Origin of the sequence: Thiohalocapsa sp. (assembly GCF_022340605.1) — a bacterium.
In the GTDB taxonomy this organism is placed as follows: Bacteria; Pseudomonadota; Gammaproteobacteria; order Chromatiales; family Chromatiaceae; genus Thiohalocapsa.
Map to the genome: position 1 here is coordinate 61,247 of NZ_JAJDNQ010000064.1, position 25,809 is coordinate 87,055.

The 25,809-nt window shown below is 69.7% G+C and carries 28 protein-coding genes; 5 read left to right on the forward strand and 23 right to left on the reverse strand.

Annotated elements, in window-relative coordinates; genetic code table 11:
- The first annotated feature begins 86 nt into the window (after window positions 1-86).
- Together LJE69_RS08310 and LJE69_RS08315 are read left to right on the forward strand one after the other, a co-directional pair.
- The gene (locus tag LJE69_RS08310) at window positions 87-1,313 is read left to right on the forward strand and encodes a hypothetical protein (protein ID WP_296923808.1); all 1,227 of its coding nucleotides are present in this window, start codon (window positions 87-89) and stop codon (window positions 1,311-1,313) included.
- Window positions 1,314-1,366: 53 nt separating this feature from the next.
- A complete protein-coding gene (locus LJE69_RS08315) occupies window positions 1,367-2,203 on the forward strand; it encodes a mechanosensitive ion channel domain-containing protein (RefSeq protein WP_296923809.1) in 837 nt (278 codons plus the stop codon).
- 15 nt (window positions 2,204-2,218) lie between these two features.
- On the opposite strand, the gene LJE69_RS08320 is transcribed toward LJE69_RS08315, so the two are convergent.
- From LJE69_RS08320 to LJE69_RS08340, 5 genes are all read right to left on the reverse strand, one after another.
- Window positions 2,219-4,792 (reverse strand): type IA DNA topoisomerase, encoded by a 2,574-nt coding sequence (locus tag LJE69_RS08320; protein WP_296923811.1) that lies wholly within the window; start codon window positions 4,790-4,792, stop codon window positions 2,219-2,221.
- Window positions 4,793-5,288: 496 nt separating this feature from the next.
- Window positions 5,289-5,648: a DUF5615 family PIN-like protein gene (locus tag LJE69_RS08325; RefSeq protein WP_296923813.1), complete on the reverse strand. Its 360-nt coding sequence runs from the start codon at window positions 5,646-5,648 to the stop codon at window positions 5,289-5,291.
- Window positions 5,645-5,881 carry a DUF433 domain-containing protein gene (locus LJE69_RS08330; protein ID WP_296923815.1) on the reverse strand — a complete coding sequence of 79 codons (237 nt, stop codon included), beginning with the start codon at window positions 5,879-5,881 and terminating at the stop codon, window positions 5,645-5,647. Before LJE69_RS08330 ends, LJE69_RS08325 begins: the two co-directional genes overlap by 4 nt.
- A gap of 174 nt (window positions 5,882-6,055) precedes the next feature.
- Window positions 6,056-6,649 carry a hypothetical protein gene (locus LJE69_RS08335; protein WP_296923817.1) on the reverse strand — a complete coding sequence of 198 codons (594 nt, stop codon included), beginning with the start codon at window positions 6,647-6,649 and terminating at the stop codon, window positions 6,056-6,058.
- A gap of 13 nt (window positions 6,650-6,662) precedes the next feature.
- A complete protein-coding gene (locus LJE69_RS08340) occupies window positions 6,663-7,337 on the reverse strand; it encodes a cysteine hydrolase family protein (protein WP_296923819.1) in 675 nt (224 codons plus the stop codon).
- Window positions 7,338-7,886: 549 nt separating this feature from the next.
- Between LJE69_RS08340 and LJE69_RS08345 the strand changes: the two genes are divergently transcribed.
- A complete protein-coding gene (locus tag LJE69_RS08345; protein ID WP_296923821.1) occupies window positions 7,887-8,297 on the forward strand; it encodes a DUF6858 family protein in 411 nt (136 codons plus the stop codon).
- A 416-nt stretch (window positions 8,298-8,713) separates the two neighbouring features.
- Here the strand turns inward: LJE69_RS08345 and purE are convergent, their stop codons facing one another.
- From purE to LJE69_RS08375, 6 genes are all read right to left on the reverse strand, one after another.
- On the reverse strand, window positions 8,714-9,220 hold the full coding sequence (gene purE, locus LJE69_RS08350; protein WP_296923864.1) for a 5-(carboxyamino)imidazole ribonucleotide mutase: 507 nt from the start codon (window positions 9,218-9,220) through the stop codon (window positions 8,714-8,716).
- A gap of 47 nt (window positions 9,221-9,267) precedes the next feature.
- Complete coding sequence (locus tag LJE69_RS08355) at window positions 9,268-10,434, reverse strand: 5-(carboxyamino)imidazole ribonucleotide synthase (protein WP_296923823.1); 1,167 nt, start codon at window positions 10,432-10,434, stop codon at window positions 9,268-9,270.
- Window positions 10,431-11,462, reverse strand: a complete 1,032-nt coding sequence (locus LJE69_RS08360) for a LysR family transcriptional regulator (RefSeq protein WP_296923825.1) — start codon at window positions 11,460-11,462, stop codon at window positions 10,431-10,433. Before LJE69_RS08360 ends, LJE69_RS08355 begins: the two co-directional genes overlap by 4 nt.
- A gap of 590 nt (window positions 11,463-12,052) precedes the next feature.
- Window positions 12,053-12,544: a nuclease-related domain-containing protein gene (locus LJE69_RS08365; RefSeq protein WP_296923827.1), complete on the reverse strand. Its 492-nt coding sequence runs from the start codon at window positions 12,542-12,544 to the stop codon at window positions 12,053-12,055.
- Complete coding sequence (locus tag LJE69_RS08370; RefSeq protein ID WP_296923829.1) at window positions 12,525-12,842, reverse strand: hypothetical protein; 318 nt, start codon at window positions 12,840-12,842, stop codon at window positions 12,525-12,527. The genes LJE69_RS08365 and LJE69_RS08370 overlap by 20 nt, the downstream gene beginning before the upstream one ends.
- A complete protein-coding gene (locus LJE69_RS08375) occupies window positions 12,830-13,051 on the reverse strand; it encodes a CopG family transcriptional regulator (protein WP_296923831.1) in 222 nt (73 codons plus the stop codon). The genes LJE69_RS08370 and LJE69_RS08375 overlap by 13 nt, the downstream gene beginning before the upstream one ends.
- A gap of 955 nt (window positions 13,052-14,006) precedes the next feature.
- Here LJE69_RS08375 and LJE69_RS08380 point away from each other — a divergent pair.
- Complete coding sequence (locus LJE69_RS08380) at window positions 14,007-14,411, forward strand: hypothetical protein (protein WP_296923833.1); 405 nt, start codon at window positions 14,007-14,009, stop codon at window positions 14,409-14,411.
- Window positions 14,412-14,656: 245 nt separating this feature from the next.
- Window positions 14,657-15,163, forward strand: a complete 507-nt coding sequence (locus LJE69_RS08385) for an SPASM domain-containing protein (protein ID WP_296923835.1) — start codon at window positions 14,657-14,659, stop codon at window positions 15,161-15,163.
- A gap of 755 nt (window positions 15,164-15,918) precedes the next feature.
- On the opposite strand, the gene LJE69_RS08390 is transcribed toward LJE69_RS08385, so the two are convergent.
- The 12 genes from LJE69_RS08390 to LJE69_RS08445 form a co-directional block, all read right to left on the reverse strand.
- Complete coding sequence (locus tag LJE69_RS08390; RefSeq protein WP_296923837.1) at window positions 15,919-16,086, reverse strand: hypothetical protein; 168 nt, start codon at window positions 16,084-16,086, stop codon at window positions 15,919-15,921.
- A gap of 36 nt (window positions 16,087-16,122) precedes the next feature.
- Complete coding sequence (locus tag LJE69_RS08395; protein ID WP_296923840.1) at window positions 16,123-16,434, reverse strand: 4a-hydroxytetrahydrobiopterin dehydratase; 312 nt, start codon at window positions 16,432-16,434, stop codon at window positions 16,123-16,125.
- Window positions 16,415-16,891, reverse strand: coding sequence for a ferritin-like domain-containing protein (locus tag LJE69_RS08400; protein ID WP_296923841.1), 477 nt, complete (start codon window positions 16,889-16,891; stop codon window positions 16,415-16,417). Before LJE69_RS08400 ends, LJE69_RS08395 begins: the two co-directional genes overlap by 20 nt.
- 227 nt (window positions 16,892-17,118) lie before the next feature.
- On the reverse strand, window positions 17,119-17,424 hold the full coding sequence (locus LJE69_RS08405; protein ID WP_296923843.1) for a BMC domain-containing protein: 306 nt from the start codon (window positions 17,422-17,424) through the stop codon (window positions 17,119-17,121).
- Between the two features lie 104 nt (window positions 17,425-17,528).
- Entirely contained in the window at window positions 17,529-17,825 is a 297-nt protein-coding gene (locus LJE69_RS08410; protein WP_296923845.1) for a BMC domain-containing protein, read from the reverse strand.
- Between the two features lie 84 nt (window positions 17,826-17,909).
- A complete protein-coding gene (locus tag LJE69_RS08415) occupies window positions 17,910-18,233 on the reverse strand; it encodes a BMC domain-containing protein (RefSeq protein WP_296923847.1) in 324 nt (107 codons plus the stop codon).
- 28 nt (window positions 18,234-18,261) lie between these two features.
- Window positions 18,262-18,600, reverse strand: coding sequence for a carboxysome peptide B (locus LJE69_RS08420; RefSeq protein WP_296923850.1), 339 nt, complete (start codon window positions 18,598-18,600; stop codon window positions 18,262-18,264).
- A gap of 3 nt (window positions 18,601-18,603) precedes the next feature.
- On the reverse strand, window positions 18,604-18,858 hold the full coding sequence (locus LJE69_RS08425; protein ID WP_296923852.1) for a carboxysome peptide A: 255 nt from the start codon (window positions 18,856-18,858) through the stop codon (window positions 18,604-18,606).
- A 24-nt stretch (window positions 18,859-18,882) separates the two neighbouring features.
- On the reverse strand, window positions 18,883-20,388 hold the full coding sequence (locus tag LJE69_RS08430) for a carboxysome shell carbonic anhydrase (protein WP_296923854.1): 1,506 nt from the start codon (window positions 20,386-20,388) through the stop codon (window positions 18,883-18,885).
- A 500-nt stretch (window positions 20,389-20,888) separates the two neighbouring features.
- Window positions 20,889-23,504, reverse strand: a complete 2,616-nt coding sequence (locus tag LJE69_RS08435) for a CsoS2 family carboxysome shell protein (protein ID WP_296923856.1) — start codon at window positions 23,502-23,504, stop codon at window positions 20,889-20,891.
- Between the two features lie 346 nt (window positions 23,505-23,850).
- Entirely contained in the window at window positions 23,851-24,192 is a 342-nt protein-coding gene (locus tag LJE69_RS08440; RefSeq protein WP_296923858.1) for a ribulose bisphosphate carboxylase small subunit, read from the reverse strand.
- Between the two features lie 155 nt (window positions 24,193-24,347).
- Complete coding sequence (locus LJE69_RS08445; protein ID WP_296923866.1) at window positions 24,348-25,763, reverse strand: form I ribulose bisphosphate carboxylase large subunit; 1,416 nt, start codon at window positions 25,761-25,763, stop codon at window positions 24,348-24,350.
- Window positions 25,764-25,809: the final 46 nt, after the last annotated feature.

Sequence of the window (25,809 nt, forward strand, 5' to 3'; positions counted from 1 at the left end):
TCCGGCAGGGTATTGTGATCCGTCCCTGTCCCCTTCCCAACCCGCCGCTTGGCGTGCCCCGCCCGCGCTACCATGGTGTCGCCGAGATGACCAAGCAGAACGCAGACACTCGTGGCCAGGACGAGGAAGCCGAACAGACCCTCTGGGAGCTGGTTCCGGTGCCCGAGTACAGACTGCCGCAGACCCCGGTCGCGAGCGCCGCCCGGGCGCGCTGGGCCTTGCTCAAGCGGCTGTTCGGCAAGCGCCACGACGACGACCAAACGCCCGTCCGCGCCGAGGCCGACCTGCGCGGGCTGCCCGAAAAGCGCCTGCAGTCCCTCCTCGGGGCCGTAGACTGGGAGCCCGCCGCGGACGCCTTGCAGCGGAGCCTCGATGATCGCGCCACCGCCGACCCCGTGAGCTTGCTGATCGGCCCGCCGCGCAGCGGATATGTCGAGGTGCTCCGTTGTTGGGCGACCCGGCAGGGTGCCCGCTGGATCGAGCCGCCGGCGTATCACGACATCCTCGAGGCAGGTGAGGCCTGGCTCGCCGGCTGGCCGAGTGACGCCCGCTGCTGGCTGCTGCCCCGGCTGGAGCATTGCTGGCTGCGCCATCCGGCCGGGCTAGCCCTGGTCCGAGAGCTGCTCGACCGGGCGCTGGCCGGGCGGCTGGGGCACGGTGTCATCGGTTGCGACAGCTGGGCCTGGGCGTACCTGCGCTACGTTGCGCCGCTGCCGGGGCGCTCCCCGTTGGCCTTGCAGGCCTTCGACGGCGAGCGCTTGGCAGCCCTGTTCCACGGCCTGGTGGCGGCGCACGGCGCCGGCCCCGTGCGCTTCCGCAACGCAGAGAGCGGCAAGCTGGTATTCGCCGTCGATGGGGACGACGAGGGCGGTGGCACGGCGGAGTTGCAGTACCTCGCCGCACGCTGCCGCGGGAATGCCGGGCTGGCCCGTGAGGTGTGGCGGGCGCGCCTGCGCGCCGAGCCGGAAACCGACGACGGCGCGGCCGGCGACGACGCGAAACCGGCAGGCGACGACGACGCCGCGACCATCTGGGTCGCGGCCCCCGCCGAGGAGCCACCGCTCGCCGCCGACGTGGACGAGGAACTGGCGCTGGTGCTGCACGCCTTGCTCCAGCACAACGGTCTGCCCGGCGCTCTGCTCACCGAGCTGCTGCCGCTGCCGAAATTCCGCGTGCAAGCGATCCTGCACCGACTCGCCGGCGCCGGGGTCGTCGCGAGCGCAGAAAGCGGGCACTGGTACGTGACGGCGGCCGGCTACGCGGCGGCGCGAGACCTGCTCAAGGCCCAGGGCTTCCTGCTGGACGACTTCTGAGTGGCTGCTGACTGAGCGCAGTTCCGCTTTGGCCCACTTCGGAGACTTGGACGATGTCGAAACAGGACCTCTCCAGCCTGCTCAAGAACATCAACGCCGGTGTGCTGCTGGATCTCGGCCTGATCCTGGCCGTGGCGGTGGGCCTGATTCTGGTGGTGCAGAAGACCCTGCCCTGGCTCGCCAACCGCCTGCGCGGGCGGCGCCGCCACTTCCTGCTCGCGATGGTGCCCTTGCTGCGCCTGGTGATCATCGTCGGCGCGTTCCTGTGGATGGTGCCCATCGTCATCGAGCCATCGTTGCAGAACATGGTCGCGGTGCTGGGGTCGCTCGGTCTCGCCCTCGGCTTTGCGCTGAAGGACTTCGCGAGCAGCTTGGTTGCCGGCGTCGTCGCCGTCGGCGAGACCCCCTACCGCAATGGCGACTGGGTGGAAATCGACGGCGTCTACGGCGAGGTGACGCGCGTCGGCATGCGCGCCCTGCAACTGATGACCCCCGACGACAACCTGGTCACCATCCCGCACCTGAAGCTGTGGACCGATGCCGTCAGCAACGCCAACAACGGCGAGCCGCAACTCCAGTGCCCGACGGATTTCTACCTGCACCCCGAGCACGATGCCGCCCGCGTGCGGGCCGTCCTGCAAGATGTCGCGCTGACCAGCCCCTATGTCGACCTCGAACGACCCATCCTGGTGGTGGCGCAGGAGCAGCCCTGGGGCACGCGCTACCGGCTGCGCACCTATCCCATCGATGCGCGACAGCAGTTCCGATTCAGCACCGACCTGACCGTGCGCGGCAAGGCCGAGCTTCTCCGCCTCGGCCTCACCCTCGCCATGGTCCCGGCGGTGCGCGGCGCGACGCTGGACGGCTCCGGGGGGCCGCGGGTCACTTGAGCCCGGAACCGACTCTCACTCCTCGCCTGCCGCGCCGTGCCGTGGATGCTGTTCCACCAGCGCCCGCAGCTCGGACTCGGACAGTCGGTGGCCGTCGTGCTCCTTCGGCACCCGAAAATCACAGCCCTCGCGCCAGCGATTGCAGCCGAATGCATACCGGCCCTCGATGATGCGGCCCGCGCCGCATTGCGGGCAGACGAGCGGGTTCTCGCGCAGCGACGCGGCGCTGGGCGGGTGGTCGGCGAGCCCGGGCGGCGGCGCGGCATGCGCCGCCGCGTCCGCGCTCGCGCCCGGTTGCCGGTCGGCGAAGTCCAAGCCCACCTTGCCGTTGTCATCCAGCCGCAGGCAGGCCGCGAAGGGCTTGCCAGCCTTGGAGCGGAAGCCGTCGATGGGGCCGGTCCTGCCCTGCGCCATCAGTTGCGTGACCTCCTCTTTGGTGAGCGCGTGGCCGGCGATGGTCTTCCAGATGGTGAAGCCGCAGCCGTCGCGCCAGCGCGCGCAACCATAGGCCCGCGGCGTCTCGATAATTTCGCCCTGCTTGCACACCGGGCAGGTGCCGAGCCCGGCCGCGTTCGCCCTGGCTTCGCTGCTGGATCTGGACTTGCCACGGCTCGATCCGCCGCGCTTGGTCCCACGGCCTTTGCCACCGGCGCGCTTGGGAGCCGCTGTTCGCGCCGCGGCCGCCTGCTCCGGCGTCATCGCCGGACCCGCGGCCACCTGCGGAATCAGCGCCCGGACCTGATCGCAGATGTCTCGATAAAACCCCTCGGCGTCGGCGGCACCTTGCTCGATGTCCTTCAGCCACTGCTCCCAGGCGGCAGTGAGCTCGACGCTGCGCAGCGGCTCGGCCACCAGCGCGATCAGCGCCTTGCCCTTGTCGGTGGCGCGCAGCTGCTTGCGCTGGCGCTCGATGTAGCCGGTGCGCAGGAGCTTTTCGATGATCTCGGCGCGGGTGGCCGGGGTGCCAAGGCCGGAGGACTTCATCGCCGCGGCGAGCGCGTCGTCGTCGATGTCGCGGCCGGCGTGCTTCATGGCGTTGAGCAGGGTCGCGTCGTCGAACGGGCGCGGCGGCTTGGTTTCCCGCTCCACCACGTCCAGCGCATCCACGTGCACGATCTGGCCCTTTTCCAGCGGCGGCAGCGGGTGCTGGTCCGCTGCGGTGTCGGGCGCCGTGGCCGGCTCGGCCGGCGCCGCTTCGCCGTTGCCGCCGGGTCCCTGACGCGCGTCCGCCCCAGCTTCGCCCCCCGCGCTGCCCCCGGCAGCGGCCCGACGCCGCGGCTCGACCCGCTTCCAGCCGGGCTCCAATTCCACGGACCCCTTGGCGATGAAGGGCTCGCCGCCGATGTCCAGCGTCACCAGGGTCTCCTCGACGCGCTGATCGGGCAGGAACACGGCGACGAAGCGGGCCGCGACCAGATCGTAGATCTTGCGCAGCGGCTCCGGCAGACCGGCCGGCGGGCGCCGCGCCGTGGGCAGGATGGCGTGGTGGTCGGTGAGCTTGGTCTTGTCCACGTACGCCTTGCCGAGCCGGTGGCCGGCGGCGAGGCGGGCGCGGGCCTCGGCCGCCAGCGGGTGCTCCACGTGCTCGAGGATGCCTGGCAGCTCCGACAGCATGTCCTCGCCGATGTGGCGGCTCTCGGTGCGCGGATAGCTGATCAGCTTGTGGGTCTCGTACAGCGCCTGGGCCAGCTCCAGCACCCGAGCGGCGGTGAAGCCGAAGCGGCGGTTGGCGTCGCGCTGCAGGTTGGTCAGATCGTAGAGCGGCGGCGGGCGGTTGTGGCGGACCTTCTTCTGGACGCTGGTGACGGTGCCGGTGCGATGCGGCTCGATGGCGGCATCGATCTGGCGCTGCAGCCGCTCGGCGTGGGCCTTGTCGTCGATGCGGGTCTCGCCGTCCTTGCTGTACTTGGCCTCGAAGCCCTCCTTGAGGCGCGCGATGAGCTCGTAGAAGTAGGCCTTGGTGAAGTTGGCGATGGCCGCATCGCGGGCGACGATCATCGCCAGCGTCGGCGTCTGCACCCGGCCGATGGTACAGAGCACTCGGTTGTGCACCGTGTAGGCGCGGGTCAGGTTCATGCCCACCAGCCAGTCCGCTTGGGCGCGGGCGCGGGCGGCGGCGGCGAGGGGCTCGTAGTCGGCGGCCGGGCGCAGCGCCGCGAAGCCGGCGCGGATGGCTTCCGTGGTCAGGCTGGAGATCCAGAGCCGCTCGACGGGCTTGCGGCAGCGGGCGTGCTCGACGATGAGCCGAAAGATCAGCTCGCCCTCGCGGCCGGCGTCCGTCGCGCAGACCACGCGCTCGGTGTCGGCGGCGGTGAGCAGGGCCTTGACGATGCGAAACTGCGCGCTGGTCTTCTTGTCGGTGCGCAGCCGCCAACGCTCCGGGATCATCGGCAGTTGCGCGGGCGACCAGCGCCCGGCCCAGTCCGCGCCGTAGTCGTCCGGCTCGGCGAAGTGCACCAGGTGCCCGAGCGCCCAGGTGATGCACCAGCCGTTGCCGCGCAGGCAGCCCTCGCCGCGCCCGGACGCGCCGAGCACCGCGGCGATGTCGCGGGCGACGCTGGGCTTTTCGGCGACGACAACGGTGGTCATGGGCGGAGCCTGGTGAGCGGGTAGGTGGGCAGATGGGGGCGCAGCTTATCGAGCGCTCTGCGTGAGCACCCAGTGTGCCGGATAAGGTCAACCGCGAGCCCGGGTCGAACAGCACCGACTGCTCGCCCTACTCCAGCAGGTAGACGTGACACCGGAAGACATCATCCGGCAGCACGTGGCCGACCCACCAGATGCGGTCTGCGATCTGCACGGCATGGGCTGAGTCGGCCGACGCCGCATGCCCGGCATCGAGCCGGGCACGCGGCGAGCCGGCTGGCAGCCGGCGCTCCCAGGGGGGCCGCGCGGGTGGCGCGCGGGCCAGTGCGGCGCAATGCTTGGCGCTGCATCAGGCCCGGAGCCGCAATCAGTCAGGCTCCCATCAGGCCCCGTCAGCACCCGTCCAGATCCCCATCAGGGGCCGGCGCGCAGGATCTCTCCGGCGCTCCGCGCCTCGCCGTCCACAGCGCGCGACCACGGCGCCGGAGCACCTACACGATCAAATCGGCAGCGTTCGGATGCGGGAAGTGCGGACATCCAGGATCAGAATCGCGCCGCGTTGCAGAGTCGCGCGCGCGGCGTCCAGCACGGACAGCAAGGTCGTGCCCAGGGTCGCGGGGGAAAGATCCTGCCCCCTGATCTGGATCACGCTCGGTCCGGAAGCGCGTGTTGCTGCCAGGATGGCGCTGAAGTCGAGGTCGTTCGTGACGACACAGTACCCTTGCGCTTTCGCCCAGGCCATGATCTCCGCGTCCGATGCGTTGGCCGCCCCGGCCTCGCACCAGTGCTGCGTGTGCCAGCCATGACCTTCCAGCAGCGGCTTCCATGCCGGTGACAGATTCATGTCCAGCAGGTTCATGCGGCGTCGATATGGGCCTTGACCTCTTCCGCACGCCAGGCCGCGTAACTCAGGGCCTGATCAATATCGGCGGGCTCCAGGTACGGATACAGTTCGAGCAAGCCCGCCTTGTCGTGTCCCGTCGCCAGCATCCCGACGATCATGCCCACGGTGACGCGCATGCCGCGGATGCAGGGCTTGCCGCCCATGATGGCCGGGTCGAAGGTGATGCGGTCGAGTTGCTTCAGTTCCATGCCTGTGCTCGGTTCGGTGGCGTTGCCCGCAGGTTAGCACGGGCATGATTTGGCCTGCCTCGCAGACCAGGAGCGGTAGAGCAACGCGTCGACCCTGGCGGAGGTCGAGCAGGCGCTGCTCGCTGGTCGCATCCTCGAAGCGCGGCGGCCGGTCGAGGCCGAGGTAGATGCTGGTCAGCGCAGACCGCCGTCGGGACTCATGAGCTGCTCGATGATGGCGCGGATGCCGGGCTGCTCCATCAGCCGGCCGAAGGCCTCATTGTTGCGCAGCGCCTCAACGTTGCCGGAGGTGATGAGGCCGATGAGCTCCGGGTCGTGGATGGCGCGCTGGATTTCCGGGTCCTGTTGCAGGGCGACGATGGACTCCATGATGCTGCTGTCGCCCACCATGCGCTGCTGTAGCGCCTGGATCTGGCTGGCATAGCCCTCCGGCGCCGCGTTGTCGCCGGCGGCACCGAAGGTCTCGGGGCCCAGGACGGCGTTGCTCGCCCGCTCCATGCGGCGGATGCGGGAGGCCTCGATGTCGATATCGCCCAGGGTCTGGGTGCGGATGCGATAGACGCCGCCGGCGAGCCCGAGCGCCTCGCCGACGATGACGCTGCCGTCGTCGAGCTCGAAACGGGTCAGGTCGTCGGCGGCGGCGTCGCCCGCCCAGATGGCGGACCCGCCGAGGCCGGCGAACAGGAGCACGAGCAGCAGCACGCGCAGGCGGCGGTGGCCGGTCGGTGCCTGGAAGCCAGCGGCAGATGTGCGGCTTCGGTTACGCATGGTGTTGCCTCCGTCAGTCGAGCCCCATGATCGCCCGCAGCTCATCGCTGGTGACCACGTGGCAATAGATCATGTTGATGATCGCAAGCTCCTGCAGGTGTAGCTCGTCGGTGCCGCCGGCGCAGCAGTCCTCGACCAGCACCACGTTGAAGCTCTCATCGGCCAAGCTCCGCACCGTCGAACTGACGCACTGATCGGTGTAGATGCCGGCGACGACCACGTTGCGAATGCCCATGTTGCCGAGCACGAGCCGCAGATTGGTGCCGGTGAGCGCGCTGTCGGTGGTCTTGGTGACGACGATCTCGCCCGGCTTTGGCGCCAGTTCCGGCACGATCTGCGACGCGTCGCTGGTGAGCGGCATGAGCAGGTTGTTCCAGCCGGGCATCTTCTGGCTCAGGGAGCGGTCGCGGCCGTCCTCCAGCAGGCAGGCGATGCGGGCATGCATGACATCGATGCCCTTGGCGCGGAAGCTGTCCTGAAGCTTGCGCAGGGTCGGGATGACGGTGCCGCGCATGCGCGCATGGAAGGGTGCCCAGCGGGCGCGCTCGGCCGGGTCGTCGTGCAATTCCATGCCGTAGTTCTGCACGTCGATGCACAGAAGCGCGGTCTCCGCGGGCGGCAGCACCAGGTCCTCGGGCTCCGGGGCGCCCTGGTAGTAAAAGGAGCGGTGGCGGGTTTTCCAGGACATGGGCGGTGTTCGGGTCGGGGGGGCGCATGCGCGCGATTCAGCCTTCACTGTGCCAGATCCGCCGGAGCGATCCCAGGGGTGCGTCACAACCCGGTGCTCTCAGGCACAACCGCCGCGTAGACCAGCGCCCCCGTGCCGGATATTTCGCGTATTGGGTGGAGGTCAAGTAAGCGATGGCGTAACCCGACAATCAACGGCTTACTCGCGCCCTTGTTGGCGCCCATCGTCGGGTTACGCTGCGCTAATCCGACCTACGATCCTGAGCGCCGCTGTAGGTCGGGCCGACGCAGGAGGCCCGACGATCAGGCGGTGACGGCGCGCACCCCGTCGGGCTTCGTTGCTCAGCCCGATCTACGGCAAATTCTTGCCCGATCTCTGCGTCCCTCCACTCTAGGGAGCCATCGGGCTCGGTGCCGCCTCTGCGCCCATGGCCCGCGGCAGGGCGCCGCTCGCGCCGCGGCGACTCTGACCCTTTGCGAATCTTCAATGCCAGTACGGCGCAGATCCCTAGAATTTCGGTGAACTTTCACCGGATCGACAAGGCCGCAGATGAAACAGACCCTGCTGCAAGAGAAGTACCCCGTTTACACCCTGGAGGTGTGCAAGGCCGAGAGCCGCTTCGCGGACGTGGATGCCATCATCGGGCACCTGCGCGACTGCGTGGAGGGCCATACGGTGGCGCGCATGATCGGCGAGTTCGACCATCTCGCGCACACCCAGGCGCTGCCGGAAGGCGAGATCGCCGCCGACATCATGGCCGCGAAGCACATCATCTTCTGCTTCGGCACCCACCTGCCGAACCCGCACGTCATGGCGGTGCGCCCGCGCTCCATCGGCGTCGCGGACATGGGCGACCGCTTCGTCATCAGCTTCCTGGAAGCGCCGATGCCGCTGGCCAACAACGCCATGGAGACCTGGGTCCGGGCCATCGTCGCGCCGGCCAGCTCCGCCGCGGCCTGACGCGCTCCGCGGCACGTCTCTCGCCACGAAAAAGAGCCGCGCCGGTCTCCCGGCGCGGCCCAACTTGCCGATCAGGCAAAGAGCCGCCGAACAATCGGCTGCGGCGGTTCTCGGTTACCGCGTCATCGCCGCGGCATCAGCCCTCGTCGACCCCCTCGTCACAGGGGTTGTCGATCAGCGCGTGCACGCGGCTGCCGGGCTGATAGGACTCGAGCACCTCGCGATCGTCGTGGTCGTACATGGTTCTCACGCCTCCGGTTGCCTTGGGTGGCTTTCGCTCTGTTCGTTATAGTCTGGCGTTATGCGGGCGCGCACTCAGCTTATGCCTTCGGCGAGAGAATGCAAACCTGGGCAATCCGGTGAGTTTATGGGGTTGATGCCGCCGGATCGGCGCGAGGCCCTACGCTCGACGCTCGCTAGGCTTTGGCGCGGGCGGCGGTGACGGACGCGGCGGTGAGCTCACCGGCGGCCATGCGCTCCACCTTGGCGAGCACCTGGGCCTCCAGGTCCTGCTTGAAGCGCTCGACGCGGGCGAGCAGGGCGTCGTCGGCGACGCCGAGGATCTGCGCCGCCAGCAGGCCGGCGTTGCGGGCGCCGTCGATGGCGACGGTGGCCACGGGCACGCCGGGCGGCATCTGCACGATGGACAATAGCGAGTCCTGGCCGGACAGGGCCTTGCTCTTCACCGGCACGCCGATGACCGGCAGCGGCGAGATGGCGGCGGCCATGCCGGGCAGGTGGGCGGCGCCGCCGGCGCCGGCGATGATGACCTTGAGCCCCCGCGCGGCGGCGGAGCCGGCATAGTCGTACAGGCGCTTGGGCGTGCGATGCGCCGACACGATGGTCATCTCGTGGGGCACGCCCAGCTCCGTCAGGGCATCCGCCGCGCCCTGCATCACCGGCAGATCCGAGTCGCTGCCCATGATGATGCCCACCAGGGCGTGCGCCGCCGGCGTGGATTGACTCTCGCTCAAACCGTCTCCTCCCCCTCGATGCGGATCAGGTCGCGCACCTGCTCGGCCTTGGCGCGCGCCTGCTCGATGTCTGCGTCCAGCACGGTCACGTGCCCCATCTTGCGGTGCGCCCGGGTCTCGGCCTTGCCGTAGAGGTGCACCGAAACGCCCGGGATGGCCAGCGCCGCGCGCAGGCCGCGGATCACGGGTCGGCCGCGGAAGCCGGGCTCGCCCAGCAGGTTCAGCATGGCCGCCGGGCGCAGCAGGTCCGTCACGCCCAGCGGCAGCCCGGCGATGGCGCGCAGGTGCTGCTCGAACTGGTCCGTGACGCAGGCTTCGATGGTGTAGTGGCCGGAGTTGTGGGTGCGCGGGGCGACCTCGTTCACCAACAGCTCGCCGGCCTCGGTCAGGAACATCTCGATGCCGAAGATGCCAATACCGGCCAGCACCTCCACCGTCTCCACCGCCAGTTGCCGGGCAGCCTCGGCGGTGGCGGTGTCGATGCGCGCCGGCGCCAGCAGGATGTCCAGGATGTTCTCGCCGGCGCGCATGCACATCTCCACCGGCGGATAGGCGACCGTGGCGCCGTCCTGCCCGCGGGCCACCATCACGGCCAGCTCCAGCCGTGCCGGGATGAAGCGCTCCACCAGCGACGGCACCGGCAGGTGCTTGTCGAAGTCGGCGGCCGACTGCATCACCTGCACGCCGCGGCCATCGTAGCCGCCGCGGCGGGCCTTCTGCACCAGCGGATAGCCGAATCGGGCGAACGCCTCCGGGTCCGGCGCGTCCGCCGGCGCAAACTCGGCGCTCGGGATGCCGGCGTCCAGCAGGACCTCCTTCTGGCGCAGCTTGTCCTGGATGTCGGCGAGCAGGCCGGGGCAGGGAAAGATGCGGTGGCCCTCGGCGGAGAGCACCGCCAGCGCGTCGGTGTCGATGTCCTCGATGTCGAAGGTGGTGACATCGCAGTCGGAGACCAGCTCGCGCAGCGCTGCCGGATCGTGATAGGTGCCGACGATCTGTTGGCCGGAGAGCTGGCCGGCGGGGCTGTTGGGATAGGGGTCCAGCACGGTGCAGGTGCAGCCGATGCGCTTGGCGGCGGCCACCAGCATGCGCCCAAGCTGGCCGCCGCCGATGATGCCGAGCTGCGCGACGGGATACGGATAGCGGTCGTCGGTGGCCGTCATGCGCTCGCGGCCTCACGCTGGCGCAGTTGCTCGCGGGTCTGCTCGAAGGCGGCCTCGGCCTTCGCAAGCCGCAGCTCGATCTCCGGCTCGTAGTCGACGGCGAAGTCGCGGAACGTGCGTGCCACCAGCGACAGCTCGCGACCGCGCCAGTGCACCAGGTGCCAGCGGCGCATGATCGGGAAGCCCTCCACGTCCAGCAGCGCCAATCCGCCGCCGACGCTCTCCAGCCGCAGCGAGTGCAGCGACAGCACCGAGATGCCCAGGCCACCAACGATCGCGTGCTTGATGGCCTCGTTGCTGCCGAGCTGCATGCGCACCCGCGGCTCCAGCCCGGCCTCATTGAACAGCTTCACCACGGCGTCACGGATGCCGGAGCCCGGCTCGCGCAGGATCAGGTTCTCATCGGCGAGGCGGGCCATCGGGATGTTCCGCTCCGCCGCCAGCGGGTGGTCCACGCGGGCCACCACCACCAGCGGATTCGGCGCGAAGGGCGTGGCCTCGATCTGATCGCTTTCTTCCCGCGGCTGGCCGGAAACGTAGAGGTCGTCGTCGTGCGACATCAGTCGCTCCAGGATGTGCTCGCGGTTGGTAACGCGCAGCGACACCTCGATGCCCGGGTACTTCTTGCAGAAGGCGCCGAGGATCTCCGGCGCCACGTACTTGGCCGTGGTGACTACGCCGAGCCGCAGCCGGCCGCGCTTGAGGCCCTTCAGGTCCGAGAGCTTGACGTCGAGATCCGTCAGCGTGCCCAGTATCTCGCGGCAGGCGGCATAGACCTCGAATCCCGCGTCGGTGGGCTCCACGGTGCGGCCCACGTGGCGGAACAGCGGCGTGCCCAGGGTCTCCGACAGCTTCTTGATCTGCATCGACACCGTCGGCTGGGTCAGGAACAGCTCCTCCGCGGCGCGGGTGAAGCTGCCGAGCCGCACGATGGCCTCCAGCAGTTGCAGCTGGCGCAGCGTGGCGTGGCGGATCAGGTAATCGGCGCCGCCAGGGAAGGTATGACGCCCGTCGTTGGAAGGGGACATGCTGGTGCTGCGGCCGCCACCGGCAGGGCCGTCACCGACATCCCGAGACGGGTCGGCGACGAGTGCGGCCTGGTCCGGAACAGGGCCCGGAACAGGGCCCGGAACGGGGCCCGCATCGGGGTCCGGATTGCGGACCGGCCGCGGCGTCGGAGCTGCCGCTGAGTTTCACCGTTAATCAGCGCTAAACGCGGCAGCATAGCCGTTTGGCGCGGTCCGTACCAGTGATTCCAGAAAGTTCGTGCCCGACATGCACAACGAAGACCTACCAGCTCACTCTCGCCCCACTCCGGCGGCTGCCCGTGTGGGAGCGCGGCACTCTCGGTGCCACGACCGCCGGCGCGGCAGCATGCGAAGGCCCAAGTCCCCGTTAGCCGCAGTCAACTACATCCTCCTCATCGCACCATAAACAGGGCAGCCGTGCGCGCCCACTACCGGCATGCTTGGAGCAGTTCAGAGACTGTGAACCAGGCCGTCCGTCAGCGCGGTGCGGATCAGGCTGCTGGACCCGACGAAGCCCGGGCGTCGCGGCCGAAGCCGCAGCGGCCATCCAGAATGCCCACCTGATCGGGCAAGAGCGGCAGGAAGCGGCGTTACAGCAAGGTCAAGTTTCCCGTTGCTGTTTGCCTGCTCGTTGTCGACTGTCCGACGACCGCCTCCCAGGCGTGACGGTACGTCTGCGGAACGCCAGCGCCTACCCCCTGACCGACGACACGGTGCAATTCCGACAGGACAACGAGCCCCACAGGTTGCCCCGTCGGAAATCGCCCGCGATTGGTAAGCGCCACCACCCCCGACACCGGCACCCCCGGCACCAGCGCCTGCACCGCCTTGATGTGGCCATGGTTCTGTCGCAGCGGATTTTGCAGCTTGTGGCGCTGCCGACCGATGCATTGGTTCCACGTGCGGTCGCCCGCCTGGCCGAGGACCAGCCCACCGGAGTTCTTCGTCTCCACGGCGAGCAATGCCGCCGGCGTCAGCGCCAGATGGCCAACCTGCGTAAGCCCGTTTCGGCCGTCCGGCAGGATCAGGCCATCCGCGGCCTCCGTGCAATAGCGCCGCAACTTACGGTAAACCGCGGCCACCCCGATGGCTCCGACAAACCCGGGCGCAACAATGTGACCAACGCGGCAAGCACCGCAAACAAATGGTGGAGCGGGCTCGCTCGGCGATGTCGGCGTCGATGCCGACGCACTCGAAGCGCCGTAGGAAAGCGCGGACCGGCTGTGCCTGCCCCTGCGGCGTACCCGCGAGGACTTCCATCCAGGTAATCAGGCTGATCAGGGGGCGCTGGTAGCGGCCAATCTCGTCTCGAGCCGCGATCACGCCGTTGAGATAGTCGATCAGGATGTTGGTGTCCAGCAGCGCCTTCACCGGTCCCATTCCGAGCGCATGCGCTCCTGGTAGGCCAGTCCGTCTTCACCGTGCTGCTTCCAGATACCGAACGCGGTGTCGTCGGTCGGTGGCTCGAACCGGCGGAGGTAGTCTGCCACCGCCCGCCGGATCAACTCGGCGCGAGACACGTTGAGGGCGGTTGCCAGGTCCTTCAGGGGTTGGATTTGTTCATCCGGCAGATCGATCACGGTTCGCATGGGATTCGCCTCTGGCATCAGATGCCGACACCATACATCTCAGATCGCGCAAGCGGCGGCCGGTTCAAGCTTGAGGGCTCGCGGCTCCTCGCGGCGCCACCCGCCCGGGGCATGGAAACCAGGCGCAGACCAGCGATACCGCCTCTGCGGGAAGGCAACCGGCCGGCCAGGGCAGGAGGATCGTCGATGGGGTTAGCGCAGCGTAACCCGACGATGGGCGCAGATAAGCCATTGATTGTCGGGTTACGCTATCGCTTACCCGACCTACGCCGAGTACTTTCACGGGCTCTGCGCTTATCCCCCCTAAGCTCGCGACGGCGCCACGCATCGGCGCGGCGGCAATCTCGGTGCTCAGGCGGGAGCTTCGCGCGCGGGCGCCACGACCGGGATCGCCGGTAGCGGCAGAAACATCGGCTTGGGCACGGGCCGTTCGATCGAGAAACACCCCCACCCGGCAGGGCCGCGGTGCGAATGCCGCCCCCGGGGTACGCCCGTCACAAAATCCGCAGTAACCTGATCTGCAATCGGGTAAATATTTTGACGGGTGCGTCTGGACAGATCGCGCTGGGCAAGCCTGGCGCGAGGGTCGGTCGCCGGGGCGGCATTCGCTTCCCGCCCGAGCCCGGCAGCGGTACTCCGCCGGCGCGGGCCGCATTGGCCGCCAGTCGCCGCGCGAAGGGGGCCGGTCCGAGCAAGCGAGCCCCGCTCAGCAGACGAATTGCAGCAACGCCGATGTCAACCGACGAGACCCTGAGGCTGAGCCCGAGCCTGCGCTTCGTGTCGCAGGTCGGAGACATGGCCTACTACTTCCTGCCGCACCTGCCGTCTGCCGGCAAGCTGCATGCCGGATTGGCGGCGGCGCTCGCCGCCGACGTCGCGCGCGGGGTGGGAGCGAGCCTTTGCGGCGCTTACCAAGGATCCGGACACGCTCCTCGCCGCGCTCCAGCAATCCGCCGTGCTGGTGGACGAGCGCGGCCATGCGCGCCTGCGGGATGCCTTCCAGGAGACCCCCCGGCAGGATCACATCACCCTCATGCTGACCTCGGGCTGCAACCTGCGCTGCCGCTACTGCTACGCGGAGGCCGGCGAGCACGCCCGGGTCATGTCGCGGCCGATGATCGACGCCGCGCTCGATTATTTCTGGCGCAGCCGCTTCGGCGGCGGCAAGCGCGCGGCGCTCGTCTTCCACGGCGGGGGCGAGCCGACACTGGCCGTCCGCGAGCTGGAATGCGCGATGTCCGCCTTCGCCGACGAGGCGGCGCGCCGGGGCATCGAGCCGCTGTTTAGCGTGACCACCACGGTGCCTTCGGCGAGGCCGCCCGGCACGTCCTGGCACGCTACCGCAGCGCGCTCACGCTGAGCTGGGACGGCCCGTCCGATATCCAGGAGCGCCAGCGCCCCGCCGCCAACGCGCGCGCATACGCGCACCGCCTCGCCGAAAACCTGGCCTGGGCCAAGCGTGAAGGGCTGCCCGTCAGTATCCGCACGACCGTCACGGCGGAGTCGCTGCCGAGCCTGGAGCGGATCATCGCCTATTTCTCCGACCTCGGGCTCAAGGCCCTGAGCCTGGAGCCCTGCGCAGTCGACGGCCGCGCCGATGCCCGTATGGCCCCGGAGCGCACCGACTTCGCGCTGGCCTGCGCCGAGCAGGCACTGGCCTGGTGGCCCCGCGGCGTGCGCATCAAGTCCACCTTCTTGGCTTGGGGCAAGTTCTCACCCCGGTTCTGCGGCATGACCACCGGCAATTGCCTGGTGACACCCGCCGGCGATCTGAGCCCCTGTTACGAGGTATTGGACCCCGGCAACGCGCAGGAGGCGCCGTACCTGTTCGGCCGCATCGACGCCGCGGGCACTGCGCCGGTGATGGACGCCGAGAAGCGAGCCCGGATCTCGGCCCGCGACGTGCAGGCAATCGACGCCTGCGCGCGGTGCCCGTTCGAGTATTCGTGCGCTGGCTGGTGCCCCTACAAGATCAGCCGCGCCGGCTTTGGTTACCACGACGGTGTCGACCCCGATGCCTGCGGCGCGATCAAGGCGGGTACCACGAGATTCATCGAGGGAATTGCCGACAGTGATTGGCAGGACACCTCGGTGGTCGAGATGGCGGGCTGAGACGGCGCCGGTTACTGGCCGCCCCCGCCAAGACCGGACGGGACCGGAAAACGCGGTTGCCCGGGTTGTGCATTGTCGGCGGCGTAGGCCGCTGGGAATGGCGGGGCGAGCCTGCCCGGCACGACAAGCGCCGCTCAATCGGCGCTTGACCAATTCGCAAACCGCCCGGTTACCGGGCAGGCCCGAAGCCGGGACGATGCCGGCAAGGCAACGCCGATCATCGGCATCTCCACAAGCACGACCGAGGGAGTGCAAGCATGACCGAAGCGACCATCCTGCTCAGATCGGTAACCCCCAACCGTGATGGCTACTCCATGGCTGGATGCACAGACTTCTGCGCCTGTGACGAGGTCTGTGTCTGCGACTATGACACGAATCCCACCGAGTGCAATTGCATGTGCGATCTTCACACGACCTGCGAATGCAACCCCCACCGGGAGCCCAACCCCGGCGAACCGGGCTATAGCTGCCGGGACAAGTGATCCGCGCGCCCGCTGCATTGCAAGCCCGCGCACCCCACGCGCCGCCGAGCGGACATCGTGGAAGCGCCACCGCGTTTTGTGAGGCGATGGCGGCCGGCGCGACTGCCAGGCGCTTGGCGGATGCTCAGGGTGTGGTGTGCTGCCTTGGCGCCGGTCGCGGCACCGAGAGTGCCGCTCCCACAAGGGGCTGCTGTCACAAGGGCTGCTGCGGCAAGGGCTGCTAGGCCTGCGGCGCCCTAGCAGCTAGCCCCTAGCCCTTAGCCCCTCATTTGTTCAGTCGGGCCAGATGCGCGGGGCGGCTTGATAGGCGTCGTCGCGCTCGGGCGGCAGGGCCGGGCCGGTGGCGGTGGGCTTAGGGGTGGCGCGGCGGCGGCTGGCGGTGGCGCGGCGGGTGGGGGTGCTGGTGGTGGACGCCGGCGGGGTGGCCGTTTCTTCGCTCATGGGCGTGATCCTCTGGGTTCGATGGGCTGGCTTCGATCAGCCTGTCACAAAACCGTCCACGCGCTCGGCGAAGGCTTCCGCCGCGGCGCTGATCTCGTTGCTGCCGTCTTCTGCGAACAGCGTGAGATTGACATAGGTGCGGCCGAAGCTCTGGTTCGGGTAGATGCCGGTCTCCTCGGAGAGGTCGGCCACCTGGTCCAGGAAGTCCCGCAGCGCATCGTAGTCGGCGAACTCGAGCCGTCGCTCCAGGCGCAACGGGCGCTGGCGCCGGCGCCAGCCGTGGGGTGGTGTCGGCGGGCCAGCCGCCGGCGCCGGACCTTCGCCGTGATCAGAAGTAGGCGCGGTCATCGCGGCCTCCGTCGGGTAGTGCGCCGAGCGACCGGAGCCATGCGTCGATCTCCCCGGCGTGGTGCTGTTCTTCGCGCAGCAGCCCCTCGAAGAAGCTGGCGCTGTCGGCGTCGCCGATGCGGCGGCAGAACTCCGTTGCCTCGTGGTAGAGGGCGACGATCTCGGTCTCCAGCGCCTGGTCCTGCAAGAGCAGGTCCACCAGGTTGCGCGCGACGCCCGCGGGCCGGAGCTGCGAGGCGTTGGGCGCCACGCCCAGGCCCAGCATGCGCTTGACGATGCGCTCGGCGTGCTGGAGCTCCTCGACCACCTCGTGGCGGAAGCGATCGGCAGCGTCCTTGAGCCCCCAGGCGTCGGCCAGGCCGGCCTGGGTCATGTACTGCTGCACGGCAGAGTACTCCAGGCTCAGTGCCCGGCCGAGGTAGCCGAGGGTGCGGGGATGGATGCTGGCGGAACGCATGAGAATGAGTTGATTGGGGTTTGCTGCTGGGGGCTGGGTGGGGCACGGGATGGCTGGTTGAATGTCGGGTTACGCTATCGCTAACGCGACCTACGGCTCGCTCGTTGTCGTTGTTGTGATCTCAACCGTCCGGATATTCGACCACGACCACGACCACGAGGGAGCCCGGTTTCGGGATTTCCGCTGCGAAGCACTAGCCCCTCGCCCCTCGCCCCTAGCCCCTGATTTCAGTCGGGCGCTTTCTCGCCCTTGGGCAGCACGGGCTCCACCTCGCGGTGCGGGCGGGCGATGATGTGCGCGGCCACCAGGCCGTCGCCGACGCGCTCGCAGGCGTCGGCGCCGGCGCGCACGGCGGCGTTGACGGCGCCGGTCTCGCCGCGCACCAGGACGGTCACGTAGCCGCCGCCGACGAACTCGCGGCCGATCAGGCGCACTTCGGCGGCCTTGGTCATGGCGTCCGCCGCCTCGATCGCCGGCACCAGGCCGCGGGTTTCGATCATGCCGAGGGCGATGCCCATGGTCTCGTTTGCCATTGTCTCGTCTCCGTTGGGTTTGTGCGCCGGGCGTCAGCGGCCCGGTTCGCGTGTTTGTGTGTGCTCTGCGCCCGCTGAACCGCTACGGTTCCGCGGCGGGTGGATCACTCTCCGCCCTTCGGCAGGACCGGCTCCACCTCGCGGTGCGGGCGGGCGATGATGTGCGCCGCCACCAGGCCGTCGCCGACGCGCTCGCAGGCGTCCGCGCCGGCACGCACCGCGGCGTTGACGGCACCGGTCTCGCCGCGCACGAGCACGGTCACGTAGCCGCCGCCGACGAACTCGCGACCGATCAGGCGCACCTCGGCCGCCTTGGTCATCGCGTCCGCCGCCTCGATGGCCGGCACCAGGCCGCGGGTCTCGATCATTCCGAGGGCAATGCCCATGGTCTCGCTCGCCATTTGCGTGTCTCCGTCTGTGTCAGCTCAAGAATCTGCCTAGCGTGATGCCGGACGCCGCGGGCGGCCGGGATGAATCTCTTGCGCTCAGCGCCCGGGCCGGCCGGGTGCGAAGGCGTCACCGGCCTGCTCCAGCAGCGGTGCCAGCTCCGGGTGCGGGCGGGCGATGATGTGCGCGGCCACCAGGCCGTCGCCGACCCGCTCGCAGGCGTCCGCGCCGGCGCGCACCGCGGCGTTCACGGCGCCGGTCTCGCCGCGCACCATGACGGTGACGTAGCCGCCGCCGACGAATTCGCGGGCGGTGAGCGTCACTTCCGCCGCCTTGGTCATGGCGTCCGCCGCCTCGACGGCGGGCACCAGCCCGCGCGTCTCGATCATCCCGAGTGCAATACCAAGCCGCTGCTCGGCCATGTCGTGATCCTCGAAATGCGCCGCGGTGTTACGCCGCCTGTGCGCGATCTGATGACTGCGGCGCCGGCTGCTCGCCGGGACCGCCGTTGCTTGTCGTCGCCGGGGCCGGCTGCGCGATGGTCTCCGGCGCCCAGTCGTCGATGATTCCGCCGATGGTGAGATCGGTCAGGATGTCCGGGTTGCCCATCGCATAGCGCCCGGCGGAGCCGCTCACCGTGAATACCCAGTTGCCGGGGCGCGTGCCCACCGGGTCCGTGGCCACCAGCAGCTTGCCCTTGCGGTCCTTCAGCACGCGCAGCGCGCAGTGCTCGAGCCCCGGGATGCGATGGGTGCAGTAGAGCGGACCGACCACCTGGTTGATCTCCATCGCTCAGCCCGCCTGCTCCGGATTCCAGTCGTCGATGATCCCGACGATGGTGAGATCGCTCGGGTACGCCTTGCTGCCGGCGGCCTCGCGCGCCGCGGAGCTGCCGACGCAGATGACCCAGTCGTCCGGCTTGCAGCCGATGGCGTCCACCGCCACCAGTTGGCTGCTGCCGTCCTGCACCACCTGCAGGTGCTTGTGCTCGAACTCCGGTATCCGGTACGTGGACACCAGTGGCTTGACGACGCGGCAGATCTTCATTGCTCGTGATTCCCCCGTCGCACCTCAATGCGCCGCCGCGGCGGCTGGCGCCAGCGATGAGCCGACGATCTCGATGGGCGCCTGCGCGTCGCAGTCGCGCACCGCGCGCAGGCAGTGCAGCAGGCCGTCGGCGCAGAGCTTCGGGTAGCGCGCCCTGAGCGCCGCCGCGACCCGCTCGCAGTGGGCCACCGCGCGCTCGCGGGCGCCCGGCACCCGGCCGTGGTAGTCGAAGCGCACCACCATGGGCACCGGCAACTGCCGCGAGACGTTGAGCCCGGTGAAGATCTTGATGCCGACGTCCAGGTCCGCGGCGCCTTCCTCGACGGTGCTCAGGTACGCGAAGTAGGTGAGATTGCGGAGCTGGATCTCCTCGAAGCCGATGCCGGCACCGATGAAGCGCTCGGCGTGGCCGATGTCGGCATAGTGGCCATCGTGGTACTGGCGCACGTAGTCGATCTGCGAGATGTTCTGCTCGATGAGCCAGGCGACGAGCTCGGTCATGCCGGCCCAGGCACCGCCGGCCAGCGCGGGCTGGCTCGCGCGCGGACCAGCCGCCTTGCCCGGCGCATGCGCGCGCACCAGCTCCAGGATGCGGGTGCGCGCCTCGGCGGCACCGAGGCGGCGGGTGATCTCGTAGACCTTGGCGGCGTCGAGCCAGTGGTCGAGGTCGCAGTAGCCCTCGGCGTCCGGCACATGCACGCGGATGGCGTCGGTGTCGGTGTCCATGCCGACCAGCAGCAGGTCCACCGAGGCGCCGCAGCAGAAACCGTTCTCGACCGCCTGGCGGAACGCCTTCAGGCGCTCCCAGCCCTCGCGGGCGGCGGCGGCGTCGTCGGAGCCGTGGGCGGCGCAGCCCTGGTGCGCCGGGTCGACGCTGCTGAAGTGGTACAGCACCACTTTGAGATACCGCGTCGGCGCATCGGCGGTGTTCGGCACCCCCTCGCGGAACCGCAACAGCTCGGTCTCGACCCACTTCTCGACCGTGTTCTCGATGTCGAACAGCGAGCCGGCGTACGACTTGCGCCGCACCGCGCCATAGGGCAGCCGCAGCACGTAGCTGATGGCATGCGCCAGGCGCCCGTCGGCGCAGGGCGTGACGTCCATCAGGTGGAAGCCACAGCGCTGCAGGAATGCCTGGAGCTCGGCGCCGTCGCGGCCCCGCAGCGGGTCGCTGGCGTAGAAGTCGTCGCTGAAGCGCTTGTAGGTCTCGAACACGCAGGCCGCGAACAGCCGGCGCATGTCGAGCCCGGTGATCCAGGTGGCGTCCAGGATGTGTGCCGGCAGCTCGAAGCCCAGCTCGTTGCGGGCGATGGCCTGGGCGCGGTCGATGAAGTCCGGCTCGCAGCGCTCGGTGGCGATGCGTTGCAGCACCGGCACGATGGCGTCGAAGGCACCCTTCACCGCGGACTCGTAGGCGTGCAGGCGCTCGTTGGCCGCGGCATCGGTGAGCGGATGCAGCGCGGAGCGACCGATGGCCGGAGCGGGCTTCGGCGCCGGCGCCGCTGCCGAGGTGTAAGCGCGACCCGACATCGGCAGCGACGATGGCGCCGCCCACGCGGCCGGTGAAGCTGCTCGGCTGGTCCGCGCCGCCGGCTGGGGCTTGGGCTTAGACAGGGGCTGGGGCTTGGACGGGAACGGGCTCCCCGGACCGCCCGCCGACCGCCTTGCCTTGGCGCGCTCCGCCCGCGCCTCCGCGGCAGTGCGATCCGCACGCGTCGCACTCGCGGCCAGCGCGCGCTGCGCGGTGCCGCGCGGGCGTGCGTCCGCAGCAGAGCGCGGCGCGGCCTGCGCAGCCTCTGCCCGCGGGCGGGTGCTGGCCGCCGGCGCTGCGCCCGGCGCGGGCGCGTCCACCTGGGACGGCAGCCCGCGGCGGCGCGGCGATTGGATGGGTCGGCGTGGCATGGTTTCGCTGCTTGGGTTGTTTGGATTGCTCGCGTTTCTGCTTAGGCCTGCGCGTCGGGCGTCCGGCGTCGGCCCGGCCTACGACGGCCGGCCGATTCGCAGCCGCATCGGGGTTTGGCTACGTCGTCTCAGCCCCGCGCGCCGCCGGAGTAGGTCACGAGCGCACCGCGGTCGGTGCTGCCCGCGGCACCGGTGACACGGCTCGTGGGCACGGGGCCATCGTCGTTGCGCTTGCGCTCCATCGACGGCATGGCGCTCATGGGGCCGGGCCGGGTCGGGTTGCGCCGCCGGGCGGATGTGCCCTCGGTTCCGGTGATGCGCTCGCCGCGATCCCAGTCGTCGCCGGTGATCTTGAGGCCCGAGCTCTGGCCCTCGCCGGTGATCCGCGACCGTGCCGAGGCCGTGTCTGCTGGCACGACTTCGCCGGCCGCCTCCGCGTCACCGTCAGCCTGGCCCATTGGCTCCATCCTGGGGGGCTCCATCCGCGTCAGCTCCGCACGCGGCTGGCCGAAGTCGAAGCGCGCCTGCTCGGTGCCGGTGACCTTGCCGCTGGCCATGCCGAAGGGGCCGGTGATGTTGCGGTCCGACTCGTAAACGGTGCCGGTGACGGCGCTGCTGCGCTGCTTCGCGGCAAACGCCTGCTGTGCCGGCGAGCTCACGCTGAAGCTCTGCCAGGCGGCGTTGGCGGGCGCATCGCCGCCGTCGATGGCGCGCGGGAAGTCGCCATCGCCGGGTTGCGCACCGTTGCCGCCGCAGGCCTCGGCGTATTGGTCCTTGCCCACGTAGGGCGTGCCGGTGAGCGGTTCGCAGGCGCCCTTGCCGGCGCCGGTGACGCCGCCGCCGAAGCTGCGCCCGCCGGCCTTGGGCGAGCTGATGCCGGGCTGGATGCCGGTCATGGCCGGCCCCGGCGTCATGGCCAGTGGCCGGGTGCGCTGCCTGATGGCTTCCTGCTGCTTCGGCTTGCAATAGTCGGCCGCCTGCTCGAGGCCGGCATAGGGGGTGCCGGTGATGGCCTTGCACGTGCCGGGCTCGTCGCCGGTGACCCTGGCGGAGCGGCCGGTCTGGGTGCCGGAGACGAGCTGGCCCTTGTTGGTGGCGGAACGGCCCACCTTCGGCGGCTCCGGCCTGGCCTCGACGTTACACGCCTGGTATTGGGCGAGGTCCACGTACTCGTCGCCGGTGATGATGCGGCAGCTGCCAGACTCGTCGCCGGTAACCTTCGCGGAGCGGCCCACGCGGGTGCCGGAGACGCTGCCCCCGGACAGGGTCCTGGACTGGCCGACCTTGGGCGGCGCGATCTCGGTGCCGATGTCCGATGGGGCGGTGTACTGGGTGCCGGTGGGTTTGATCTCGGCGCCCAGCTCGTCGCCGGTCACCTTGGCGGAGCGGCCCACCATGTTGCCGGACACGGGCTTGCCGCCGAAGGTTTGGGCCATGCCGGTCTTGCGCGGCCGGGGTTCCGGCTTCGTGTTGCAGAAGCGCTCGTACTGGCCCGGCGACAGATACTCGGTGCCGGTGACGTTCTTGCAGGTGCCGGGCTCGTCGCCGGTGACCTTGGCAGAGCGGCCCACCTCGTTGCCGGTGATCTGCTGGCCGTGGCCGGTGGCGCTGACGCGCACCTTCGCCACACCGGCCGCGGGCTCGCTCTGGCAGAACTCGCGGAAGATGTCGGCGCCCATGTACTCGGTGCCGGTGACGGTGCGGCAAGTGCTCGGCTCGTCGCCGGTGGTCCTGGCGCTGCGTCCGACCTTGGTGCCCGTCACCAGCTGGCCCATGGCCGTCTCGCTGACGGCGACCTTCCACGGCTGATCCGTGGCGCCCTGGCTCGCTCCCTGCAGGGCCTTGCGCTTGTTCGGATGCACGCGGCCGGTCGGCGCAGACTTGCGCTCGCCGGCGCCGCCGTTGGTGCTGCGCTGGTCACGAACCTTTTGCGCCAGCTCGCGGGCGGTCAGCTTCGGGTTTGCCTGACGTGCGAGGCTCGCCGTCGACTGGGCACCGGCGGCCGCGCCCTTGCCGCGGCTCGACATGGCGGCACGGCGGGCCAACACTTGCATGCGGGCCGGGGGCTTGGCCCCGAGCGCGGCGTCGGCGCGCTTGTTGCGCAGGGCGCCGTACTTGCCGTTGCCGTTGCCAAAGCCGCTCAGCTTCGCCGGCGCGCCGGGCTGGTGGGCGAACCGGCTCAGGTCCACGGCGGACTGAGTTGCAGGCTGGCTGGAAGCGGGTTGGGACGCCTCCTTGCGCTCGCCGTTGCAGCCGCAGGTGCATCCTTCTTTTCTGCGCGTGTCCGGAGCGGACTGGGCGGCGCCGCCCTTCAGGCCATCCTCCGCGGTGCGCACGCGGTCGCTGCCGCGCTGTGCGCGGCGGCCGTCCTGCGCCAGCGCGGCGCGGCGCTGACGCGCGAGCGCACGGCTCGTGGCGCTCGGCGATTGGGGGGCACTGCCGATGCGCGCGCGTGGCGCAGCGCTGGCATTCAGGCTTGGATTCGACCAGGTGCTCGACTGGGCCCTGGTCTGGGCACTCAGTTGAGGCGCGGACAACGGCGCCGCTGCCTGCGCGGCCGGCGCCGGCGCGCGGGTGGGTGCGGCAGGCGCCGGAGCGATTGCGGCGGGCGCCGTGCGCGGGGCTTCGCGGGTGCGCTCCGGCGCGCTGGTGCGCATGCCCTGCTTGCCTTTGCTCGACATGGCCTTACGGCGGGCCAGGGCCGCCTCACGGCCGCTCGATTTCAGGTTCGCTTTGCTTGCCATGTCAGTCTTCCGGGTGCCTGTTGTCTCGGACCGCGATGGGGTCGTTGGCGATGTTCGTGGACGGATTCGTGGAGCCGGGGCCGAGGTCGGAGCCATCATCGAGGCCGGGCCCGGATCTGGGCCGTCGTCGTCACTGCCATCACCGACGCGGGCGGTGGGCGGCAGCTCCGGGTAGCTGAGCCGCCCGGCGGTGCCGCCGCCGGCGCCCGCCAGATGGGTGAAGACGGAGAAGCATCCGATCGGCATCTGTCTGCGGGCGGCAGGCGGCGCGGCAGCGGCCTCGGCTGGTCAGCCCGAGCTCACCGCGTGGCGAGCCCGGACCGACTACCCATGTCCGGGCGGGCGCTCAGCCCCGGCCCTGGAAGACCACGAAGCAGGAGCCCTGGCTCTGGGTGTAGTTGTCGTAGCCGGTGAGCCGCACGTGGTGGTCCGGGTAGGTGCGGTGGCAGGCCTCCAGCTCCGCAACCACGTCGCCCAGATCCTGCGCGCCGAAGAAGGGCAGCTTCCACATGGTCCAGTAGTCGTCCATGGCCTGGCTGGGGTGGACGTGCTCGATGGCGGGCGTCCAGCCCTGCGCCAGGATGTAGGCGATCTGGGTGTAGATCTCGTCCTGGCTCATGGGCGGAAGGAAACCGAAGGTCTCGAGCGTCCGCTTGGTCTGATAGTCACCCATGGTGTTCTGCAGCATGGTTCGGTGCTCCTGTATAGAAGGTTTGTTCGAAGTTGGTCGATTCGTTGGGCGTGACCGCCGGCCGCAAGGCCGTCATCTGTGTCCAGCGTTCAGGGCCGAGGCTCGCGCGAGGACCGCCGGTCGCCGCCCGGCCCTTGGCCCTTGGCCCTCTGTTACTTGACGTCGAGCTTGTCGACGGTGTCGAACTCGAACTTGATCTCCTTCCAGGTCTCCATGGCGATGGCCAGCTCGGGGCTGTGCCGGGCGGCCTCGGTGAGGATGTCGCGGGCCTCCTTCTCGATCTCGCGGCCCTCGTTGCGGGCCTTGACCGATGCCTCCAGGGCGACGCGGTTGGCGGCCGCACCCGCGGCGTTGCCCCAGGGGTGGCCCTGGGTGCCGCCGCCGAACTGGAGCATGGAGTCGTCGCCGAAGATGGTTACCAGGGCCGGCATGTGCCAGACGTGGATACCGCCGGAGGCGACGGCCATGACGCCGGGCATGGAGCCCCAGTCCTGGTCGAAGAAGACACCGCGGGAGCGGTCCTCGGGCACGTAGGACTCGCGCAGCTGGTCGACGAAGCCCAGGGTGGACTGACGGTCGCCCTCGAGCTTGCCGACGACGGTGCCGGTGTGCAGGTGGTCGCCACCGGACAGGCGCAGGCACTTGGCCAGCACGCGGAAGTGGATGCCGTGCTTGGGATGGCGGTCGATGACCGCATGCATGGCGCGGTGGATGTGCAGCAGCATGCCGTTCTCACGGCACCAGTTGGCCAGGCCGGTGTTGGCGGTGAAGCCACCGGTCAGGAAGTCGTGCATGATGATGGGCGAGCCGACCTCTTTGGCGAACTCGGCGCGCTTGTACATATCTTCAGGCGTCGCGGCGGTGACATTCAGGTAGTGCCCCTTACGCTCGCCGGTCTCGGCCTGCGCCTTCTGGATGGCCTCGCCGACGAACTCGAAGCGGTCGCGCCAGCGCATGAAGGGCTGGGAGTTCACGTTCTCGTCGTCCTTGGTCATGTCCAGGCCGCCGCGCAGGCACTCGTAGACGGCGCGGCCGTAGTTCTTCGCGGACAGGCCCAGCTTCGGCTTGATGGTGGCGCCCAGCATGGGGCGGCCGTACTTGTTCAGGCGGTCGCGCTCCAGCGAGATGCCGGCCGGCGGGCCACCGCAGGTCTTGATGTAGGCGATGGGGAAGCGGATGTCTTCCAGGCGCAGGTGCCGCAGCGCCTTGAAGCCGAACACGTTGCCCACCAGCGAGGTCAGCACGTTGACGACGGAGCCTTCCTCGAACAGGTCGATGGGGTAGGCGACGAAGGCGTAGAACGACTCGCTGTCGCCGGGCACGTCTTCGATGCGGTAGGCGCGGCCCTTGTAGTACTCCAGGTCGGTCAGCAGCTCCGACCAGACCGTGGACCAGGTGCCGGTGGAGGACTCGGCGGCCACGGCGGCGGCGACCTCTTCACGCGGCACGCCCGGCTGGCCGGTGCACTTGAAGCAGGCCAGCAGGTCGGTGTCCAGCGGGACGTAGTCCGGCGTCCAGTACATGTCCCGGTATTCTTTGACACCGGCGTCGTATTTCTTCGCGCTCATGCTCAGCTCCCGTGGTTTGTTCTGCGTCTGCTTCGCCTGTCGAAGC

Excerpts from the sequence above, each read along its gene's own strand:
- LJE69_RS08340 (WP_296923819.1), bottom strand. The coding sequence starts at position 7,337 with ATGTCCTGGAAAACCCGCCACCGCTCCTTTTACTACCAGGGCGCCCCG.
- LJE69_RS08405 (WP_296923843.1), bottom strand. The coding sequence starts at position 17,424 with ATGGCAAACGAGACCATGGGCATCGCCCTCGGCATGATCGAAACCCGC.
- LJE69_RS08390 (WP_296923837.1), bottom strand. The coding sequence starts at position 16,086 with ATGAGCGAAGAAACGGCCACCCCGCCGGCGTCCACCACCAGCACCCCC.
- LJE69_RS08325 (WP_296923813.1), bottom strand. The coding sequence starts at position 5,648 with ATGAACCTGCTGGACATGAATCTGTCACCGGCATGGAAGCCGCTGCTG.
- purE (WP_296923864.1), bottom strand. The coding sequence starts at position 9,220 with ATGGGCAGCGACTCGGATCTGCCGGTGATGCAGGGCGCGGCGGATGCC.
- LJE69_RS08385 (WP_296923835.1), top strand. The coding sequence starts at position 14,657 with ATGGCCCCGGAGCGCACCGACTTCGCGCTGGCCTGCGCCGAGCAGGCA.
- LJE69_RS08370 (WP_296923829.1), bottom strand. The coding sequence starts at position 12,842 with ATGGGACCGGTGAAGGCGCTGCTGGACACCAACATCCTGATCGACTAT.
- LJE69_RS08400 (WP_296923841.1), bottom strand. The coding sequence starts at position 16,891 with ATGCGTTCCGCCAGCATCCATCCCCGCACCCTCGGCTACCTCGGCCGG.
- LJE69_RS08360 (WP_296923825.1), bottom strand. The coding sequence starts at position 11,462 with ATGTCCCCTTCCAACGACGGGCGTCATACCTTCCCTGGCGGCGCCGAT.
- LJE69_RS08335 (WP_296923817.1), bottom strand. The coding sequence starts at position 6,649 with ATGCGTAACCGAAGCCGCACATCTGCCGCTGGCTTCCAGGCACCGACC.
- LJE69_RS08330 (WP_296923815.1), bottom strand. The coding sequence starts at position 5,881 with ATGGAACTGAAGCAACTCGACCGCATCACCTTCGACCCGGCCATCATG.
- LJE69_RS08375 (WP_296923831.1), bottom strand. The coding sequence starts at position 13,051 with ATGCGAACCGTGATCGATCTGCCGGATGAACAAATCCAACCCCTGAAG.
- LJE69_RS08440 (WP_296923858.1), bottom strand. The coding sequence starts at position 24,192 with ATGCTGCAGAACACCATGGGTGACTATCAGACCAAGCGGACGCTCGAG.
- LJE69_RS08345 (WP_296923821.1), top strand. The coding sequence starts at position 7,887 with ATGAAACAGACCCTGCTGCAAGAGAAGTACCCCGTTTACACCCTGGAG.
- LJE69_RS08435 (WP_296923856.1), bottom strand. The coding sequence starts at position 23,504 with ATGGCAAGCAAAGCGAACCTGAAATCGAGCGGCCGTGAGGCGGCCCTG.
- LJE69_RS08315 (WP_296923809.1), top strand. The coding sequence starts at position 1,367 with ATGTCGAAACAGGACCTCTCCAGCCTGCTCAAGAACATCAACGCCGGT.
- LJE69_RS08310 (WP_296923808.1), top strand. The coding sequence starts at position 87 with ATGACCAAGCAGAACGCAGACACTCGTGGCCAGGACGAGGAAGCCGAA.
- LJE69_RS08430 (WP_296923854.1), bottom strand. The coding sequence starts at position 20,388 with ATGTCGGGTCGCGCTTACACCTCGGCAGCGGCGCCGGCGCCGAAGCCC.
- LJE69_RS08395 (WP_296923840.1), bottom strand. The coding sequence starts at position 16,434 with ATGACCGCGCCTACTTCTGATCACGGCGAAGGTCCGGCGCCGGCGGCT.
- LJE69_RS08425 (WP_296923852.1), bottom strand. The coding sequence starts at position 18,858 with ATGAAGATCTGCCGCGTCGTCAAGCCACTGGTGTCCACGTACCGGATA.
- LJE69_RS08415 (WP_296923847.1), bottom strand. The coding sequence starts at position 18,233 with ATGGCCGAGCAGCGGCTTGGTATTGCACTCGGGATGATCGAGACGCGC.
- LJE69_RS08410 (WP_296923845.1), bottom strand. The coding sequence starts at position 17,825 with ATGGCGAGCGAGACCATGGGCATTGCCCTCGGAATGATCGAGACCCGC.
- LJE69_RS08355 (WP_296923823.1), bottom strand. The coding sequence starts at position 10,434 with ATGACGGCCACCGACGACCGCTATCCGTATCCCGTCGCGCAGCTCGGC.
- LJE69_RS08320 (WP_296923811.1), bottom strand. The coding sequence starts at position 4,792 with ATGACCACCGTTGTCGTCGCCGAAAAGCCCAGCGTCGCCCGCGACATC.
- LJE69_RS08420 (WP_296923850.1), bottom strand. The coding sequence starts at position 18,600 with ATGGAGATCAACCAGGTGGTCGGTCCGCTCTACTGCACCCATCGCATC.
- LJE69_RS08445 (WP_296923866.1), bottom strand. The coding sequence starts at position 25,763 with ATGAGCGCGAAGAAATACGACGCCGGTGTCAAAGAATACCGGGACATG.